At 43.5% G+C, this 18,174-nt stretch carries 16 protein-coding genes and 1 riboswitch; of the genes, 8 read left to right on the plus strand and 8 right to left on the minus strand.

Going from position 1 to position 18,174, the window contains the following annotated elements; all coding sequences use genetic code 11:
* Window positions 1-152: 152 nt before the first annotated feature.
* Together ACFPA1_RS12490 and ACFPA1_RS12495 are read left to right on the plus strand one after the other, a co-directional pair.
* Entirely contained in the window at window positions 153-1,934 is a 1,782-nt protein-coding gene (locus ACFPA1_RS12490) for a vWA domain-containing protein (RefSeq protein WP_378583333.1), read from the plus strand.
* Between the two features lie 143 nt (window positions 1,935-2,077).
* Complete coding sequence (locus tag ACFPA1_RS12495) at window positions 2,078-2,701, plus strand: LysE family translocator (RefSeq protein ID WP_378583336.1); 624 nt, start codon at window positions 2,078-2,080, stop codon at window positions 2,699-2,701.
* Between the two features lie 34 nt (window positions 2,702-2,735).
* Here ACFPA1_RS12495 and ACFPA1_RS12500 read toward each other — a convergent pair whose 3' ends face one another.
* Window positions 2,736-4,013, minus strand: a complete 1,278-nt coding sequence (locus ACFPA1_RS12500; protein WP_378583338.1) for a UDP-glucose dehydrogenase family protein — start codon at window positions 4,011-4,013, stop codon at window positions 2,736-2,738.
* Window positions 4,014-4,520: 507 nt separating this feature from the next.
* The gene (locus ACFPA1_RS12505; protein WP_378583341.1) at window positions 4,521-4,667 is read right to left on the minus strand and encodes a hypothetical protein; all 147 of its coding nucleotides are present in this window, start codon (window positions 4,665-4,667) and stop codon (window positions 4,521-4,523) included.
* 335 nt (window positions 4,668-5,002) lie between these two features.
* On the opposite strand from ACFPA1_RS12505, the gene ACFPA1_RS12510 reads away from it, so the two are divergent.
* Window positions 5,003-6,058 carry a multicopper oxidase domain-containing protein gene (locus ACFPA1_RS12510; RefSeq protein ID WP_378583343.1) on the plus strand — a complete coding sequence of 352 codons (1,056 nt, stop codon included), beginning with the start codon at window positions 5,003-5,005 and terminating at the stop codon, window positions 6,056-6,058.
* A 148-nt stretch (window positions 6,059-6,206) separates the two neighbouring features.
* Here ACFPA1_RS12510 and ACFPA1_RS12515 read toward each other — a convergent pair whose 3' ends face one another.
* On the minus strand, window positions 6,207-6,383 hold the full coding sequence (locus ACFPA1_RS12515) for a hypothetical protein (RefSeq protein WP_241114137.1): 177 nt from the start codon (window positions 6,381-6,383) through the stop codon (window positions 6,207-6,209).
* Between the two features lie 48 nt (window positions 6,384-6,431).
* A riboswitch (cyclic di-GMP riboswitch) is annotated at window positions 6,432-6,516 on the minus strand.
* A 233-nt stretch (window positions 6,517-6,749) separates the two neighbouring features.
* Here ACFPA1_RS12515 and ACFPA1_RS12520 point away from each other — a divergent pair.
* On the plus strand, window positions 6,750-7,526 hold the full coding sequence (locus ACFPA1_RS12520) for a M15 family metallopeptidase (protein ID WP_378583346.1): 777 nt from the start codon (window positions 6,750-6,752) through the stop codon (window positions 7,524-7,526).
* A 278-nt stretch (window positions 7,527-7,804) separates the two neighbouring features.
* Here ACFPA1_RS12520 and ACFPA1_RS12525 read toward each other — a convergent pair whose 3' ends face one another.
* From ACFPA1_RS12525 to wecB, 4 genes are all read right to left on the minus strand, one after another.
* Window positions 7,805-8,980, minus strand: coding sequence for a toxic anion resistance protein (locus ACFPA1_RS12525; protein WP_378583348.1), 1,176 nt, complete (start codon window positions 8,978-8,980; stop codon window positions 7,805-7,807).
* Window positions 8,977-9,633: a 5-bromo-4-chloroindolyl phosphate hydrolysis family protein gene (locus tag ACFPA1_RS12530; RefSeq protein ID WP_378583349.1), complete on the minus strand. Its 657-nt coding sequence runs from the start codon at window positions 9,631-9,633 to the stop codon at window positions 8,977-8,979. The genes ACFPA1_RS12525 and ACFPA1_RS12530 overlap by 4 nt, the downstream gene beginning before the upstream one ends.
* 207 nt (window positions 9,634-9,840) lie before the next feature.
* Entirely contained in the window at window positions 9,841-10,227 is a 387-nt protein-coding gene (locus ACFPA1_RS12535) for a VOC family protein (protein ID WP_378583352.1), read from the minus strand.
* A gap of 182 nt (window positions 10,228-10,409) precedes the next feature.
* Window positions 10,410-11,555, minus strand: a complete 1,146-nt coding sequence (gene wecB, locus ACFPA1_RS12540) for a non-hydrolyzing UDP-N-acetylglucosamine 2-epimerase (protein WP_378583353.1) — start codon at window positions 11,553-11,555, stop codon at window positions 10,410-10,412.
* A 232-nt stretch (window positions 11,556-11,787) separates the two neighbouring features.
* On the opposite strand from wecB, the gene ACFPA1_RS12545 reads away from it, so the two are divergent.
* The 4 genes from ACFPA1_RS12545 to ACFPA1_RS12560 all read left to right on the plus strand — a co-directional run bounded on the left by ACFPA1_RS12545 (window position 11,788) and on the right by ACFPA1_RS12560 (window position 16,286).
* Window positions 11,788-13,203 (plus strand): S1C family serine protease, encoded by a 1,416-nt coding sequence (locus ACFPA1_RS12545; protein ID WP_378583356.1) that lies wholly within the window; start codon window positions 11,788-11,790, stop codon window positions 13,201-13,203.
* Between the two features lie 408 nt (window positions 13,204-13,611).
* Window positions 13,612-14,541, plus strand: a complete 930-nt coding sequence (locus ACFPA1_RS12550) for a LytR family transcriptional regulator (protein WP_378583358.1) — start codon at window positions 13,612-13,614, stop codon at window positions 14,539-14,541.
* 211 nt (window positions 14,542-14,752) lie between these two features.
* Window positions 14,753-15,574 carry a zinc transporter ZupT gene (gene zupT, locus ACFPA1_RS12555; protein WP_378583361.1) on the plus strand — a complete coding sequence of 274 codons (822 nt, stop codon included), beginning with the start codon at window positions 14,753-14,755 and terminating at the stop codon, window positions 15,572-15,574.
* A 151-nt stretch (window positions 15,575-15,725) separates the two neighbouring features.
* Entirely contained in the window at window positions 15,726-16,286 is a 561-nt protein-coding gene (locus ACFPA1_RS12560) for a glycerol-3-phosphate acyltransferase (protein ID WP_378583363.1), read from the plus strand.
* Between the two features lie 98 nt (window positions 16,287-16,384).
* On the opposite strand, the gene ACFPA1_RS12565 is transcribed toward ACFPA1_RS12560, so the two are convergent.
* Window positions 16,385-17,890 carry a YifB family Mg chelatase-like AAA ATPase gene (locus ACFPA1_RS12565; RefSeq protein ID WP_378583365.1) on the minus strand — a complete coding sequence of 502 codons (1,506 nt, stop codon included), beginning with the start codon at window positions 17,888-17,890 and terminating at the stop codon, window positions 16,385-16,387.
* Window positions 17,891-18,174 lie beyond the last annotated feature (284 nt).

Consider the following 18,174-nt stretch of genomic DNA (forward strand, 5'->3'; position numbering starts at 1 on the left):
CACTCGAAATTTGTCGATAATACTTTTGTTTTTTTAGACAAATATTTTATGTAAAATGCGGCAGGGTTGGTAGAATAGTATTATATAAAGAACAGTATATATTTATTTATTGAACATTCCTTTTAATAGATTACAATTAGGGGGTTACATAGATGATGAAAAAATTGATTTACCTATTTGCTGTGTTTGTCTTCATTCTTAGTTCAACTGGCGGTTACCGGACTGAGGCTGCCGCCCAGATGGAGCTTTCTTCAAGGATAGAAGGGGTGCTGGTGGTTGATGTAAGCAAGTCGATGCTGTCTAGTGACCCGAATGGTCTTTCTAATGAAGCGATGAAAATGTTTGTGGACATGTCCTCTATTAAAGGGGACAAGATCGGGGTAATTGCTTACGGAAATGATGTCGAAAGCAGTAAGGAACTCACGAAAATCCAAACGGAAGCGGATAAACAAGCAATCAAGAGTTTTATTGATTCGCTTGGAAAATACAATAACACCGATATTTCCGTTGGAGTTGCTGAGGCCCTGAAATTTTTGGACACCGGCCATGAATCTGGCTATATTCCACTTGTCGTAGTGCTGGCCGACGGCAACAATGATTTGGACAAAACCAAGAAGAAAACCAATCAGCAGGCCGATGAGCAGCTCGCCCAGTCGGTAGTGGATGCGAAAGCGAAGGGCTATCCGATTTATGTCATTGGCTTAAATGCTGATGGCAAGCTGAATAAACAGCTGCTGCAGAATATTGCTGCTGGTACGAATGGGAAATTTTTCGAAACAAATAATGCTGCTGACCTGCCAGGCATCCTTAGTGAAATCTTTGCTGACCATTTGAAATTGAAAATGGTCCCAGTTAAAGATGTGACGGCAACCGAAGAGTTTCAGGATGTTCCGTTTACCGTTCCGAATGAAAATGTCCTGGAGGCAAATATTTCGCTGATTTCCAGTAAGCCGGTTGAGCTGAAGCTGGTTGACCCGTCAGGTAAAGAGTTGGCCATCCCTTCCGACAATATTTCGTTAACCAAGTCAAAAAATTATTCGATGCTGAAATTGCTTAATCCAGTTCAAGGAAATTGGACTCTGAAAGTGAAAGGATTCCCGCAGGACAAGGTCGACGTGAAGCTGGTCTTCAATAATGACCTGCAGCTTAAGCTTGCCCCGCTGGCAAAAAATATTATAGCAGGCAATACCGTAAAAATTGAGGCTTTCTTTGAGGATAACGGCAAGAAAATCGTCAATAAGGATCTATATCCTACGCTAAAGGCCAATCTTTACGTAAAGGACTCAGCCTCAGGAAAAACAGAGGAAGTCCCTCTAAAGGCTGGGGACAAAGGGTTTTTCGGCGAGTTTAAAGCCGGGGACGCCAACAGCTATGAAGTGACAGTGAGGGCGGAAGGCAACAGCTTTTTTCGTGAGACCAAGCCGCTAACAATTGAGGTTGCGGCGACTAGCGGTAAAGACATTGAGCCTGTTGCCGGGGATGTCAGCCCTTCCCCTTCAAAAAATACGATTCCTTGGCTTTACATTACGATTGCTGCAGCTGTTGTGTTTCTGGTGGCGGTGCCCGGCTTCTCCTTTGCTGCAAAAAAGAGGAAAGAAAACCGCGGCTTCAGCGGCCAAATTGTGGTCGAGATAAAGGATGAAGAAACGGGAGTGAGCACAGAGCAAAAGGTGAAAAAACTAAAAGCATTTAAAGGGGAATTTCACTTGCGGCAGCTGTTCCTGCTCGATCAGGAATTTTCCGAAACCGACCAAATTACCTTTGTGCCGATAACCGATAATACTTTGCTTCTCCTCAATAAATCCAGTTGTACGATTGACTTGGGCGGCGAGTTGATTGACGCCGAAACCGGCCACCGGCTTAGAAGGAATGACAAGCTTTGTATTCATTTGCCTGAATTGCATAAGGCTATTTATATTGAGAATGTGGGTTAAATAAGTAAACTCCTGGCCGTCAATTTGCGGGCAGGAGCTTTTTTTTTGGTACGGTCGAATGCTTTTTCACTTCAACGCATTATAATATTTTAAATATTATGATAAAATGGCATCACCATATATTTTCCATGGAGTGATAAAAATTGCTATCGTTTATCTTAGTTGTGCTAATCCTATTTCTTATTCCCGGTCCTGCCGTCCTGTTAACCGTCACACAGACTGCCAATGGCGGGCGAAAATCAGGGATCATCACGGGTGTAGGGATTGCCGTGGGGGACTTGATCCATACGGTTGCGGCGGTGCTTGGACTTTCGGCCATTTTAATGACCTCCGCACTTGCCTTTGAAATCGTGAAATATTTAGGGGCTGCATATTTAATTTTTATTGGGATTAAATCGTTTTTAGAAAAAGCAAAAAGCCAAACGGAGGCTGATGCGGTTGCTAATCCAAGCTCGGCGGTCACGTCCTTCCGCCAGGCACTGCTCATTGAACTGTTGAATCCGAAAACAGCGCTGTTCTTTTTGGCCTTTCTGCCGCAATTTGTTCATCACAACGGAACACCGGTTGTTTTACAACTGCTTACTCTCGGACTCACCTTCGTATTAATGAGCATCTTGTATACAACGCTTTTGGCCTTTTTGACAAGCTCCATCGGGAAGCGTCTCTTTTCCAATCGCAACAGCCGATTTGCCCGCTGGCAGGGCAAAGTGGTTGGGACCATCTATATTGGCCTCGGATTGCAGCTTGTTTTGCAAAGCCAAAAATAATAAGGGGACAGTTGTCCCCTTGTTTCATCAAGATTTAGTGATTAGCGACTCCCATATATCGAAAGCCAAGTTCCTCGATTTTTGTTTTATTGAGCATGTTTCTACCATCAAAGATAACAGGTTGTTTCATCAATGGTTTAAGGGCCGCCCAGTCTAAGTTTTTGTAGTCGTTCCAGTCGGTGCAAAGAATGACTGCGTCGGCACCTTTCACTGTTTCCTCCACCTTCGAAAACTGCATTAAGCCCGCTGATTTTACGACGGGATCATGGACTTGAACCGCTGCCTGTTCCCCGCGCAATTTTTCAATCAAAATCAAACTTGGCGATTCCCGTGTATCGTCCGTATTGGCTTTAAAAGCTAATCCCAGCACGGCAATTGTTTTGTTTTCCAAGTTTCCGCCCAACACCTGCCTGATTTTCTTCATAAAATAAAGCTGTTGTTCGTCGTTTACTTGAACAACCTTTTCCAATATCGAAAGCGGTCTTCCCGTTTCTTTGGACGTTTGGATTAAGGCATTGACATCCTTGGGGAAGCATGAGCCGCCGAAGCCCATTCCAGCACGGAGGAAATGCGGGCCAATCCGGTGGTCGAGGCCAATCCCCGTGGAAATATCATTGACGTTAATCCCTAGTGCATCACAAACCCGGGCTAACTCATTAATAAAGGAAATTTTCATGGCAAGGAAGGAATTTGCGGCATACTTGATCATTTCGGAGGCTTGAGGGTTGGTTTCAATGATAGGGCATTGGAAATCCTTGTATAGGTTGCGCATGACTGCTCTAGCTTTGTCACTTGAAGCACCAATAACGATTCGGTCGGGATTAAGTGCATCATGAAGGGCAGAACCCTCACGCAGAAATTCTGGATTAGATACGACGTCAAAAGGGATGGAGGATGGCTGGTTCTCCTTAATCCAATTGGTGACGTTTTCAGCTGTGCCCACAGGTACCGTACTTTTGGTCACAATCACCTTGTAATGATTCATATAACGGCCGATTGTGCCTGCAACATTTTTTACAAAAGTGAGGTCGGCTTTTCCCTGTGGTCCCAAGGGTGTGCCGACGCAAATAAAGATGACATCGTTTTCTTTTACGGCGTTCTCGGTGTCAGTTGTAAAGCGGATGTTTTGGGCGCTGACATGCTTGGTCAATAAATCCTCAAGGCCAGGCTCATAGAAATACAGTTTACCCGCTTGCAGTGCGTTTATTTTTCGTTCATCGAGATCCAGGCCGGTAACTTGATGCCCCATTTTGCAAAAAATAAGTCCGGTCGTCGTCCCGACATAGCCTGTTCCGACGATTAATATTTTCAAAACGGATGTAGTCCTCCTTTTTCACGAAAGGACTGAATAAGGCCCCCTAGGCAATTTCTTGGGTTGTTCCCATTAGCCTTCAGGCGAGCCTTGTCCTCCCTTCTAATTAAGCTAGTATTAATCTATTCAGAAAGTGTTTTTAAGGAAGGTTGTTCTGCCTAGAAAGGGGGAGAAATGGGCACCATTTGTAAAGTGCACGAGCTCAGCCATCTGTTCGGCCACCTCCCGCCCATTCAAGACAAGCATTTCAAGAGGGGAAAAATAAAGGTATCCACAGCAGATTTAGGCTATCCATAGTTTATAAACAAGTTTTTAACAGTATCCACATGGTTATCAACAGATTTATACAGGTTATCCACGTTTTGACCCCAAAAAACATTTTTCTAAAAAGTCAAATACCCACAAAGATACACTAGTTACCCACAATCAGCAAAGATTTATCCACAAGTTATACACGTTATGCACATAAAAATAGGAACTAGAAATTAGTTTCTAGTTCCAGGGAGTTTATTGCTTCTGTGACTGTATTTCGGGCGACTGTTTTTCTTGATTATTTTTTACAATCTCCCGAAGTTCCCCTTCATCTCCTTTGGCATTAATAATTTCAAAAATTTGATTCAAACCTTCGCTTGTTTCGTCGTTTTTGTTTTTCAAAAAAAGCGCCTCCTTTTATTAATAGAATTACCACTATCAGCTGAGAAATTAGTATTTACACCATATAAATATTACTTTGCTCACTCATTCACAAATTGTTCAAGAACACCCCTATTTTGAGTGACCAGCATCACTAGGAGCATTTCTAATAAAAGTAAAATGAAAGTGTAATCATTAATCAAATAAATGAAAACTCGCCGATTGGCTAGTCCGATAGGACGAAGACAGAGGCGTAGTTGAATTTATGCGTTAAGAAAGTATAAGGCTTTCGACAGAAAGTTTATACTTTCTTATTAGCCAAAATAAATTAGGAGTTATTAATGGAGGGAAGTAAAATGGGTAAGTTTACAAAGGTTGCAGCAACAATGGTTGTCACATCTGCTTTAATTCTTGGTGCTTGTGGAAAAACTGATCTTTCAGTGGAAAAAAAGGTGGAGGCACAGACAGACAAAGAAGCTGCAGTCGAAGTATTCGCTCCCCATAAAGGCCTGAACCAAAAACCGACTCCGCTTAAAATGGAACGAATTGGCGAGCATGAAGTCAATATTGAAATGACCGCTCAAATTACTGACATTGAAATCAATAAAGGCGAAATGTATAAGGCTTGGACATTTAACGGTGAAGCGCCTGGTCCAGTAATTGTTGTGAATCAAGGAGATAAAATTAATTTCACCTTAAAGAATATGGATCCATCCATCCCGCACAGCATGGACTTCCATGCCGTACATGCAGCACCTTCCGCTGATTTCGCGAATGTCATGCCTGATCATACTGGCAGCTTCAGCTATCCTGCTGACAATCCTGGCGTATTTATGTACCACTGCGGCACGAAGCCAGTGCTCGCTCATATTGCGAATGGGATGCACGGGATGATTATTGTGAAACCGAAGGAAGGCTATCCTACCGATTCTCAGGTGACCCGCGAGTATGCGCTTGTGCAAAACGAATGGTATAAATACAACAACCTTGACGATTTTACGAATGGGGTTCCAAAATATGTAGTCTTTTCCGCGAAAGCGCTTAAAGACGGTGACCCAAATACAAATGGTACCGTTGGCTCCCTTGTTGACAAACCTCTTCTTGCCAAGGTTGGTGACAGAGTGAGACTTTACGTCGACAACGTTGGCCCGAATGAGGTTTCTAGCTTCCATGTAGTCGGAACTGTCTTTGATGATGTGTATATCGACGGAAATCCATTCAACCACATGAAAGGCATGCAAACCGTGCTTCTGCCAGCAAGTGGCGGCGCCGTGGTTGAGTTCACTGTAACAAAAGAAGGCAGCTATCCAATAGTAACCCATCAATTCAACCATGCTACCAAAGGAGCTGTAGCAGTTCTGAAGGTGACCAAAGACGGACATGACGATGGCAGCGCTGTGATGTCACACTAAAATATATATAGTTGTAAAAAGAAATCGGCCCTAAACGGCCGATTTCTTTTTTGTCGTGGAGAGAAAAGTGTCGAAAGATTCCTTGTCCCTCTGACATTTTTCACCTTATTTCACCTTAAGGATTTGCTATCTTAAAAGAAACCATTTTTCAGGTTATAGGATTTAGTTTAAATCCAAGTTCAATGGCTTTGCTATTGTGATAGATTGCTTTAATCTTCAACTTCCACCTTAGCTTCTCGCATAAACAATCCTGCTGTAGCAGCTCATTATGTCGGTACAGATAGACATGATAATAGTATTTTCCCTTTTGCCATAATTTTAACACATGAAATCCTCCTCACTTGTCTTTACATAAACCGCTGGAGTATTCGTGTTCGGTAGCTGGCTAGCATCGTTATTAAACATTAGCCCCTATAGCTTTGCGTCACCATTTTTCAATAGCTTTGCCGTTTCGTACGATTTATGTGTTTGTAAACAGCATAAATAACCTACTTTAAAATGAAAAGAGTCTTGGGTACTAATTTTTCCGAAAATTCACATAAGGTTAGTCTACTGACAATATAATCATGCGTTTGTTTATAGGAAAAAGGGCCCTCGTTGCTAGTGGGGCTTATTTTTATAAGCATGTTTAAAAGTGGCTTTATTGTGTCCATGCTGTTATCAAATTAATTTTTTAAAAAGGAAGTTTGCGATGGTAAAAATATTTTCTGTGATAACTAGTTTGATGCTCCTCCTCTTCCCTTTAACCGGATGCATGGGGAAAAGCTTTTTTTCCCAGGACGATAAAGGTGTAACGCGGAATGAATCTGATGGTAAGAACAGCCCCTCATCTGCTGCCTCTAAGAAAAAGTCGGAACACCGTGAGGAGCAGGTGCAAGAGGTTTTCAACCCAGAAAGTATTCCTGTGCTTGTAAATCAGTACAATATCTTACCTGAAAACTATCAACCTGAGGATTTAGTGTATCCAAGCATCCCGTATATTTCTAATAAAAAAGCAGAAAAACAAAAGATGCGAAAGGAAGCCGCTGCGGCTATCGAAAAATTATTTGCCGCTGCCGAAGAACAGGGCATCGGTCTAGCCGGAGTTTCGGCCTATCGATCGTATACCGCACAAAAGGCGTTGTTCAATTATTACGTCAATCAGGATGGCATTAAAAAAGCGAAAATGTATAGTGCTGAGCCTGGGACAAGCGAGCATGAAACAGGCCTTGCTATTGATGTGACGGGCGGGAACGGGAAGTGCCCTGCGGAGGATTGCTTTGCGGGAACGGAGGAGGCCAAGTGGCTTGCGGACCATGCAGACGAGTATGGCTTCATTATCCGCTACCCGAAAGGAAAAGAATCCATCACCGGCTACAAATACGAACCATGGCACCTTCGTTATGTTGGTAGAGCCGTCGCCAAGGTTCTCACCAAACATGGGATTACCCTTGAGGAATACTATGATGCGATACCGGTGAATAATTGACAACGGTCTAGTTGCGGACAACGAATTTCTGGGGTTGACTCATGCGACGGGGTTTGGCGAGTAAAATTTGAATTTAGACGAGTAAATCCCACAAATAGACGAGTAAAAGTTAAAAAGATGCGAGTAAATCTTTAAAGTTGACGAGTTAAGGCAAGGGGCGAACCCCTGCCTTTTTTGTTTGATAAAATGCTAGGTTTCTCAGAACGGTTTAAAGGCGGATTGTGTTTAACAAAAAAATACCCCCGCATCTTAGAACGTGTCCATTGCGGGGGCTTTTCTTATTTTCCTTTGATTTCTAGAAGCTTTAGTTTTAAATCGTTTTCCATCGTGGCAAGTTCTTGCTCAGCGATCCGGCGTTTGTGGCGGCCTTCTTCCTGGATTCTTAACGTCTCCTCCAGTGTGGAAATCAGGTTTTCCTGTGTTTTCTTAAGCGTTTCGATATCAACAAGACCACGCTCGTTTTCTTTGGCCGTTTCAATCGTATTTGTTTTCAGCATTTCAGCATTTTTCAGCAGCAGTTCGTTAGTAGTTTTAGATACCTGCTTTTGAGCCTCGACTGCATGCCGCTGGCGGATGAGTGTCAGCGCAATCGCCACTTGGTTCTTCCATAACGGAATGGCTGTGACAATGGATGACTGAATTTTTTCCACTAATGCCTGGTTTGTGTTTTGAATCAGGCGAATTTGCGGTGCACTTTGAATCGTAATTTCCCTGCTTAGCTTCAAATCATGGAGACGTTTATCGAGCCGGTCCGCAAATTGAATCATATCGTTAACTTCTTGATACTTCATCTGGTCATTTGTTGCTTCTGCCTCTCTTTTTAACTGAGGGATTGTCTTTTCGTGCATTTCCTCAAGCTTAATTTCACCGGCGGCAATATAGACATTGAGGGCATGGAAATATTCTTTATTCGTTTCGTAAAGTTGCTCGAGCAATTTGATATCGGATAACAGTACGTTTTTGCTGCGGTCCAGCTTCACGCTAATTCGGTCAATTTGTGCGCCGGTCTTTTGGTATTTGGACAGAACCTCCTGAAGCGAGCTGGAGATTTTTCCAAACATCCGTCCAAAAAAGGACGGCTTGCTGTCCTTTAGCTCGTCCGGATTCACTTCGTTGAGGCGCTTCATTAAATCGCTGATGATTTCTCCAATTTCACCAACGTCCTTTTGCTGAACATGCTCAAGCATGGCATGAGAAAAAGAGAGCAGCTTTCCTTGGGCCTGTGTCCCGTACTGAATCATCGCCTGATGGTTGGTCGGGTCAATTTGTTCAGCAAGCTGATAAGCTTTGGCGCGGTGCTCCTCCGGAATAACTTCGATAAGTTTTGTCGGCCTTGGGGCCTCCCCAGGCTGCTGGACCACTGGGCTTTTCGCAGGCTGAAGCCCGTCGCCAAACGGGTCAGCGAGAATGTCATTTAAAAAATCACCTTTTTGCAATGGATTATTTTCGGTCATTTTAACCACCTATTTTCTTCAGGGAATTTAGCTTCTTTTTGTTTTTTTATCGTATGTTTGGCAACATCAATTTCAAAATTTAAATGGTCCACATCATCTGAGATCACATGATATAAATCTTCCTCAAGTACCTTGGTAAGTTCATTCAAGGTCTGTCTTGTTTCAATCAAAGATTGATTAATTTCCAAGCTTTTTTTCGGCTGCGCTGAAAGAAAATTGTATTTTTCCGTCAGCTCGATAACTGAATCGAGATGTGAAAAATAAAACGGCTCGGCCTGATAGAAACGCTTCGGCTCCTTGAGAGCCATCTTTTGAATTTTTTTAGTGATACGAAGTATGTCAATTCTTTGCTTCACAGACGACAGGTCGCGAATACTAAAAAGCGATTTATTCAAGCGGCGGATTTTTTTCTGGGCATCCGCTAAATTTTTTCGAATATAACGGTATTCCCTCCATGACAGCTGGTGTTTTTTCAAAAACGTTGAAGTCATGATTGGCCCAAGGATTAAATGGGTTAAAACTCCTGCGGCAATCGCAATACCCATCGATGGCAGAAAGTTTATGTTCATAAAGAAAAAGCTGACAAAGCCCGCAATAATGGTAACAGGTACAGCCACAAACGAGCGGAGAATTAACGAAAGAATGGGATTCATTTTAATCGACTCCTGACTTTTCATCACTTCTATTAATACGTATGAAAGAAGTGAATGTTTCATTATTAAATGAATTGCCAACAAATGAAAGTTATTTCCATCTATTAATTCCACAATACATGAAAAAACTCCTGCCCGCTATAGACTTGAATCGCAAACAAACTACGACCTGAGACCTATTTTTCGAGGAATCGGGTGGTGTTTTTTTTATATCTCGTATAGTTCGATGGGAAGGCCGTCAGGATCTGAGAAGAAGGTGAATTTTTTGTTGGTGAGGGTGTCTATGCGGATTGGTTCCACTTCTATATGCTGCTCTGTTAAATGGTGAACCGCTTCTTCGATGTTCTCTACTTCAAAGGCTAAATGCCGTAAACCTGCTGCCTCAGGATAGCTTGGGCGCTTGGGTGGATTCGGAAAGGAAAAAAGTTCAATCTGGTAGTGGCCATTCACTTCCAAATCCAGCTTATGGGAATTTCGCTCCTTCCGATATGTTTCGCTTATTGGGTTGAGACCAAGAATTCGCACATAAAAATCCTTTGACTTCTTATAATCAGAACAAATAATGGCGATATGATGAATTTTCTTTAACTTCATAAACAACACAACTTTCTACTTAAAAATAGGGATAATCCTCTTGCCTCCTCGCAGGAGACAAGAGGGCTAAAAAGCTCAATACTTACAAAGGTTAGCCAGTTCAAACCTAAATTCGAAGAACGTCTGCCCCACATGGACAATGTCACGAGCGGTGCTGACACATTTAATGACACCCTTTGACTTTAAACCCCAAAGTCCTCTGGCCTATCCCCTCTTTTTCCAAAGTGGTAAAGGATGGCTTGGACGATGCGCCCAGAGGCGATGCCGTCGCCGTAAGGGTTTGAGGCTTTAGCCATTTGGTCGTGTGCGGCCGAATCCGTAAGCAGTTCGTCAGCCATTCCGAAGATGGTTTCTTCATCGGTGCCCGCGAGCTTCAGCGTGCCGGCGGCAATCCCTTCTGGACGTTCGGTTGTATCCCTTAGTACAAGAACCGGAACACCTAACGATGGTGCTTCCTCTTGAACACCTCCGGAATCAGTAAGAATCAAATATGCCCTCGAGGCAAAGTTGTGGAAATCAATGACATCCAGTGGTTCAATCAAATGAATTCGGTCATTGTCTCCCAAGATTCGACCGGCAATCTCGCGAACAACCGGATTCATATGTACAGGGTAAACTACCTGGACATCATCATGCTTTTCCACTAAACGGCGGATGGCATTGAACATGTTCTCCATTGGTTTACCAGTGTTTTCGCGACGGTGGGCTGTCATAAGCACCAATCTATCTTCGCCAAGTCTCTCTAATACAGGATGCGAATATTGGCTTTTAACGGTCGTCTTTAACGCATCAATAGCGGTATTACCTGTTATAAAAATAGCTTCTTCCTTCTTGTTTTCCACTAAAAGATTCTGCTTGGACTGAACCGTTGGCGAAAAATGAAGATCAGCCAAAACACCTGTCAGCTGCCGGTTCATTTCTTCAGGGTAAGGCGAATATTTATTGTGAGTACGAAGCCCCGCCTCCACATGACCAATTGGAATCTGATGATAAAATGCTGCTAAACTTGCCACGAACGTTGTCGATGTATCACCGTGAACCAGCACGATATCTGGTTTAACATCGGCCAAAACTTGGTCAAGGCCTTCCAAGGCCCGGGTGGTCACACCTACCAACGATTGTCTTTCTTTCATTATATTTAAATCATAATCAGGCGTGATTTCAAAAATATTCAAAACTTGGTCCAGCATTTCACGGTGCTGCGCTGTCACTGTCACAATTGACTTGATTTGCTCCGGATGCTTTTCCAGCTCCTTCACGAGCGGCGCCATTTTGATTGCTTCAGGCCTTGTTCCAAACACTGTCATAACCTTTAATTGCTTTTCCATAATGACCTCCATTGTATGTTCTATAAAGCATTATACCCTTTAAATATTTTTTTGAAAAATTATTGCTAGTTGCCACTCAATCCATTATAACAAAATGCTCCTTGAAATTAAGCCCGCCCTTTCTAACAGCCTTCAAAGTCCAATTTTCAGGTACAAATTCCCATTACCTATCCAGTGAATATATTGCCATTGTTGGTTTTTTAAAATTCCGAATATAGAGGTGAATCATGCATTGAAGAAGAGGGCCCTATTTACCATTCCGATCAGCTTACTGCTGATTGCGGCGATCGTCGCTTCCTTTGTCCTGATCAACATCAAGCCTGCCAAAGGGAATGTATCGCAAGCCCAAAGGCTGAATGAATACACGAAGCCTGCTGTGGTGCGAATAATTGACTATGCATTGGTTGGGTGGCAGTTTAATGACTACAACCCTGAAGTCGAAGCAGTTTTGGAACAGCTAAAATATCAAACGCTTATCGGTGGGTCGGGTTCTGGGGCAATTATTAGCTCTGACGGCTATATCGTTACCAATGCACACGTCGTCGAATATGGAAAAATGGAAGACCAAGAGGTGGCCGATGCAGCCTTCGAGCAGCTGGTGACCATCATGGCAGACCACTTCCAGGTTGATTACAATACTGCTTATAATTATTTAGTCGCCTATACTCAGTATACGGAGATTAAGCGCGTCACAAAGGTTATTTTACCAGGCGGAGATGTTCTCGATGGGGAAATTAAGAGCTACGGTGCGCCGATTAACCAAGGGAAGGACGCCGCCGTCGTTAAAATAGAGGGAAAGAACCTGCCGACCATCCCGCTTGGTGACTCCAGCGAAGTCCAAAACCAGGATAATATATGGGTAAGCGGCTATCCTGCTGCTGCCGATTCGGACCTTTTGTCACCTGATTCATCCCTCGTTTCCACCATGAATGCCGGGCAAATTTCCGCGACTGACAAAAAGACCGATCAAGGCAGTCCGGTAATTCAAATTAACGCCGCGGCAACGCACGGAAATAGCGGCGGACCTGTCATTAACGAAAAAGGGCAAATTATTGGGCTTCTGACATTCCGTGGCGATACGGTCAACGGGCAAGAGGTGCAGGGCTTTAATTTTGCCGTACCAGTCAATACCGTCAAGGAATTTGTGAACCAGGCCGGTGTCAGAAATACGAAGAGCGAAACGAATAGGCTTTATAAAGAGGGCCTTGAATTGTATTGGGGCGGTTACTACAAACATGCCTTGGAAAAATTCGAAGCAGTCCAGCGGATTTATCCAAATCACTCGGAAATAAAGGAGTATATCGGCAATTCTGAGGAGAAAATGAGCAAAAGCAAGATGCTGTGGTCCGATTATGCCACCTTCTTCTATATTGGTGACGGTGTGGCTGGTCTGCTTGTTCTGATTCTGTTGGTGTTCACCTTTGCCGGCGGGTCGAAAAATAAGGCAGCCGCGGCTGTGCTTCCGGCCGCTGGACCGAGTGCGAATATGGGTGAGCAGGGCTCAGCGCCTACTGTGCCGCAGGCTCCATCAGCACCAGAAATGAATTTAAACGACCTGAATAAGGATGGCAAGGTGGATATCCAGGACCTTCTGATTGCCCTGCAGGAGCAGCAGAAAAAGCAAAATAAAGATGGTAATGGGGAGTAAACACCTGGGATAGTAGAAAACTGCCGGAAGGGGGATACAGTTCAAAAAGACTGTATCCCCCTTTTACTTATTTCGAAAATGCCAATGATAGGCCACAAACTTTTAAACCCTATCAAAACACACCTACAAATTGGATTTTTTTTCAAAAGGTGATAATATATCACTAATTACTATATATTTAAATGTACCAAAAGATTCATTTTCCACATCCACAACGGTTACAAAACTCGCATTTTATAACATTTAATCTTTCACACACTACCAAAATCAACAACACTGCCGCTTCAAAGGGCCGACTGGATAATTAACTGTCCACCTCAGACGGACAAATTCCGCGAACAGTGCCTGACACTCATAGCATAAAAACTCTATTGTTACACTATTAAACTACATATTTTGGAGGTCCACATGATGGAGGTTCGTTCAAAGAAAGGTAGAAAGTGGTTAAAGGTAACAGGGATTTTTCTTTTACTAGTTTTGGTTGCGGCAGGAGTTTATGGGTTTATGGTTTACCACTCCCTTAAAGATGCTGTGGTTACCATGCACCAGCCGGTTAAGCGGACGGTACCTGAAAAACGGCCCCAGCCGGTCGCTTTGGAAAAAAAGGAGCCCTTTTCTGTGTTAATGCTCGGTGTCGATGAGCGAAAAGGGGACAAAGGCCGTTCCGACACGATAATCGTTTTGGCTGTCAATCCGAATAATAATTCGGTAAAAATGCTCAGCATCCCGAGGGATACCCGAACGAAAATTGTCGGAAAAGGAACAGAGGATAAAATTAACCACGCCTATTCTTTTGGCGGAGTTCCAATGTCCATGGCTACCGTCGAAGAATTTCTTGATATTCCGATTGACTATTACATGCAGATCAATATGGAAGGCTTTAAGGATATTGTGGATGCTGTCGGTGGTGTTAAAGTTTATAATGATTTTGATTTTTCCCAAGGCAATTCCCACTTTCCTATAGGAGAAATAAACCTGAACGGAGAGCAGGCTTTAAGTTTTTCACGAATGAGGTATGAAGACCCCAGAGGAGACTTTGGCCGGCAATTGAGACAGCGGCAGATCATTGAAGGAGTAATTGATGAAGGTATGAGCCTATCAAGCCTGACAAGTTTCTCCTCTATTTTTGAGGCAATTGGAAAAAACATAAAAACGAACCTAACCTTCGATCAAATGGCAGACATCCAAAAAAATTATAAAGACGCTGGTAAAACGATTCAGCAAATGGAAATCAAAGAAACCGGGACGATGATCAATAAAATTTACTATGGGCTGGTCTCACCAGAAGAAAAGACAAGAATCCAAAGCGAACTTAAAAAACAACTGGAATTACAATAAAGAAATACAAGAGAAGTACCTGACTGGCTAAATGGGCAGCTTACCCCATTTAGCCAGTTTTTTTGTGATGCAGAGGGACGGTTCTTCTGCCTCACATAAGGAAACATTTCTGGGTTCGCGCATATAAAAATATAACTGTTTTTATGTTATTTTGGAAAGATAGAGAAAAATTCAAAAAAGATAAATTTGTTTTTATAAAGGGGGGAAAAAGGTGACTCAAAATTTGCTATTGGCCTTTGGGTTAACTTTATTTGCCGGCCTTGCCACAGGGATTGGCAGTGTACTTGCATTTTTCACCTCGCACACGAATACAAAGTTTCTTTCGGTCACACTTGGATTCTCCGCGGGTGTCATGATTTATGTGTCCATGGTTGAGATTTTTGTGAAGGCAAAAACGGCACTAGTGGATGCCATGGGAACCGTTCCTGGCAACTGGCTGACCGTCGGCGGCTTCTTTGCGGGGATGCTTTTGATTGCCAGCATCGATAAATTTATTCCAAAGCAAAGCAACCCGCATGAACTCAGAACGGTCGAGGATATGACCGGTACCGGAGGAGACGTTGCAGCGGCCGGAAAGAAACCGGACTTACTAAAAATGGGGACATTCACAGCCCTTGCGATTGGTATTCATAACTTTCCGGAAGGGATTGCTACCTTTACCTCTGCCCTCCAGGATCCAAAGCTCGGAATCGCCATTGCAGTGGCCATCGCCATTCACAATATCCCCGAGGGAATTGCGGTTTCTGTTCCGGTCTATTTTGCCACCGGCGATAAAAAAAGAGCGTTTAAGCTCTCCTTTCTTTCGGGGCTGTCGGAGCCGATTGGGGCACTAGCTGCTTACCTATTCTTAATGCCCTTTCTGAACGATATTATGTTTGGGGTTATCTTTGCCGCAGTAGCCGGGATTATGGTATTCATTTCCCTTGATGAGCTGCTCCCAGCCGCCAAAAGGTATGACGAAGCCCACCTGTCCATATATGGGTTGATTGGTGGGATGGCTGTGATGGCAATCAGCCTGCTTTTATTTATATAAAATATTTAGGGTTCGGTTCGTTAGAGGCCGAACCCTATTGTTATTTAAGCACATATCCGCTTTAATAAATCTCCGTCGAAACAATAGATACATATTATAATAGTGAAGAGCAGCGTTTTTCCAAAAAGCACATGAATAGGCAGTGATTACAATGGTCTGGTTGTATTATCTTGTTTCTTATTTGGTTGGTAATATCATGTTTGGATACTTGGTGTCCATGTTGTTGAAAGGGCAGGATATCCGTGAGCAGGGCAGCGGGAATGTCGGAGCAAGGAATGCTGGGCGTGTTTATGGAAAAAAGGCCTTTGTTCTAACTTTTCTGGGTGACGCTTTGAAAGGGGCCTTTGTGGTACTTGCCGGGCGGTATCTACTGCATTTTTCAGAGACTGTCCAATTGTTAGGACTGGTTTTTGTCATTGTTGGCCATCTCAAACCGATAGTTCTTAAGTTTAAAGGCGGCATGGGGATTTCGACCTTTATCGGCGGAATTATTGCGTTCGAACCGCTGATAGCATCCATAATTGTTCTCGCATTTCTCGTACTCTATCCCTTTTTAAAAAGCTTCACATTCACAGGCTTGGGGTCGTTCCTTTTTATTCCTGTGTTCTTGATATTCAAAACAGATAATTGGGTTATCCCTGCTATTGTATTAGGCATGATTTTTCTACTAATCCTGGTCCATATAGAAAACATTAAGGAGAGGATTAAATGAAAACTCGCCGATTGGCGAGTCCGATAGGACGAAGACAGAGGCGTAGTTGAATTTATGCGTTAAGAAAGTTTATACTTTCTTATTAGCTAAAAAATAGTTCATCTTTTCAATGTCCCGCTGTTCAAGCGAATGGCTTCTGCGATGCTTTGGTCGGTGATGCGGGGACTTCCTCCGAGGTCAGAGATAGTGCGGGCGAGGCGGATGATTTTGATTTGGGCTCGGTTGCTGAGTCCTTTTTTGTTTAATAAATCATTTAGGGTTCGCTGCTGCCCCTCTGTCAGCGGGCTTGTTTTCATAAGAGTCTCATAGGGAACCCTGCTGTTGCAAATCTGCTTTCCATAACGGTTATACTGCCTTAGCCGTGCCTCCTCAACTCTTTTACGTACCGCCTCTGAGGCTTCTTCCATCTTCCTCTCCACCGCTTCAAAATCAACCGGTCCCAAGCTAAGGTGAATATCAAACCGGTCACGAAGCGGTCCAGAAAGCTTGTTTTGATAAAAATGAACCTGCTTTGGCGAACACGTACAATAATGAATGTTTGACCCGGCGTATCCGCACGGACAGGGATTCATCGCCGCAATCAAAATAAACGAAGCAGGATAGGTAATCGTTGCATGCGTCCGGCTGATCGTAATTTGGCCATTCTCAAGCGGTTGCCGCAGCATGTCTAATGTCTTTTTCGAAAATTCCCCGATTTCATCCAAAAACAAAACGCCGCGGTGGGCTAATGAAATTTCCCCTGGCTTTGGATACTGGCCGCCTCCAATAATTGAAACGCCCGATGCGGAATGATGAGGATTGCGAAACGGCGGCACCTTCGACTGAGGATGGTCGGCCTTGCCCAACTGATATAGGCTCATGACTTCAAGCTGTGCTTCTTTCGTTAGCGCCGGCAATATGGACGGAAAGCTCCACGCCAGAAGGCTTTTCCCGCAGCCAGGAGGACCCGTCATCAGCACATGATGCTCTTCGGCAGCCGCAATTTCCAAGGCATGCTTGGCTTTTTCATGGCCGATAACCTGTCGAAAATCCATATAATCTAAATCATCATTACCAGTCTCATCAGTTATTTTCGAAAAAGCGGATGGCTGCCACTGACCAGATAAATGCCCAATTACATCCTGCAATGAATCAACATAAATAAGTTCTATGCCTTCCAAGTCAAGAGGTGGAAGCTGTTCATCCAACGGTATGTAGAGTCTTCGCAGCCCAAGCTTCTTTGCCGCAAGAATGGCAGGCAGCAATCCATCGACAGACTGAACCGCTCCGTCCAGTGATAGCGCCCCAATAAAGCCCACCTCCTTCGGAACTGAAACCTCTAACTCATGAAGGCTCATCAACACCCCAATTACCATCGGCAGGTCAAACATCGCCCCCATTTTCTTTTGATCGGCCGGTGAAAGATTGACTGTGATTTTTTGCCCATGAAAGGTGTAACCCAAAGAACGTAGTGCCGCCATGATCCGTTCCTTCGATTCCTTCACAGCCGCATCCGGCAGGCCGACAATTTTAAAGGAATCATTCCCGATATAGGTGCTGACCTCGACATTCACCCGATAGCCTTCCATGCCTTTTAAACCAACACTTGTAACGCATGCCCACATGACTTGCCCTCCTCTGCAAAAAGTAGATTTTTTCTTTTTTTAAGGCTCCGTTATTATTAATTATTGATTTTCGTGTAGGTATGATTATTCATAGGCGGAGAAATTCCGGCTATTATATAGAGAGATTGCATATGAAGCAGATATAAGCGGAGAAATTCCGGCTATTATATAGAGAGATTGCATATGAAGCAGATATAAGCGGAGAAATTCCGGTTAACTGCTCTAAATAAGACAAAATTTAATGATTTGGATAATATAAACGGAAAATCTTCCTTTATTTTTAA

The organism is Neobacillus sp. GCM10023253 (genome assembly GCF_042653105.1).
Classification (GTDB): domain Bacteria; phylum Bacillota; class Bacilli; order Bacillales; family Cytobacillaceae; genus Neobacillus; species Neobacillus citreus.

Excerpts from the sequence above, each read along its gene's own strand:
- ACFPA1_RS12490 (WP_378583333.1), top strand. The coding sequence starts at position 153 with ATGATGAAAAAATTGATTTACCTATTTGCTGTGTTTGTCTTCATTCTT.
- ACFPA1_RS12510 (WP_378583343.1), top strand. The coding sequence starts at position 5,003 with ATGGGTAAGTTTACAAAGGTTGCAGCAACAATGGTTGTCACATCTGCT.
- ACFPA1_RS12520 (WP_378583346.1), top strand. The coding sequence starts at position 6,750 with ATGGTAAAAATATTTTCTGTGATAACTAGTTTGATGCTCCTCCTCTTC.
- ACFPA1_RS12525 (WP_378583348.1), bottom strand. The coding sequence starts at position 8,980 with ATGACCGAAAATAATCCATTGCAAAAAGGTGATTTTTTAAATGACATT.
- ACFPA1_RS12530 (WP_378583349.1), bottom strand. The coding sequence starts at position 9,633 with ATGAATCCCATTCTTTCGTTAATTCTCCGCTCGTTTGTGGCTGTACCT.
- ACFPA1_RS12535 (WP_378583352.1), bottom strand. The coding sequence starts at position 10,227 with ATGAAGTTAAAGAAAATTCATCATATCGCCATTATTTGTTCTGATTAT.
- wecB (WP_378583353.1), bottom strand. The coding sequence starts at position 11,555 with ATGGAAAAGCAATTAAAGGTTATGACAGTGTTTGGAACAAGGCCTGAA.
- ACFPA1_RS12550 (WP_378583358.1), top strand. The coding sequence starts at position 13,612 with ATGATGGAGGTTCGTTCAAAGAAAGGTAGAAAGTGGTTAAAGGTAACA.
- ACFPA1_RS12560 (WP_378583363.1), top strand. The coding sequence starts at position 15,726 with ATGGTCTGGTTGTATTATCTTGTTTCTTATTTGGTTGGTAATATCATG.
- ACFPA1_RS12565 (WP_378583365.1), bottom strand. The coding sequence starts at position 17,890 with ATGTGGGCATGCGTTACAAGTGTTGGTTTAAAAGGCATGGAAGGCTAT.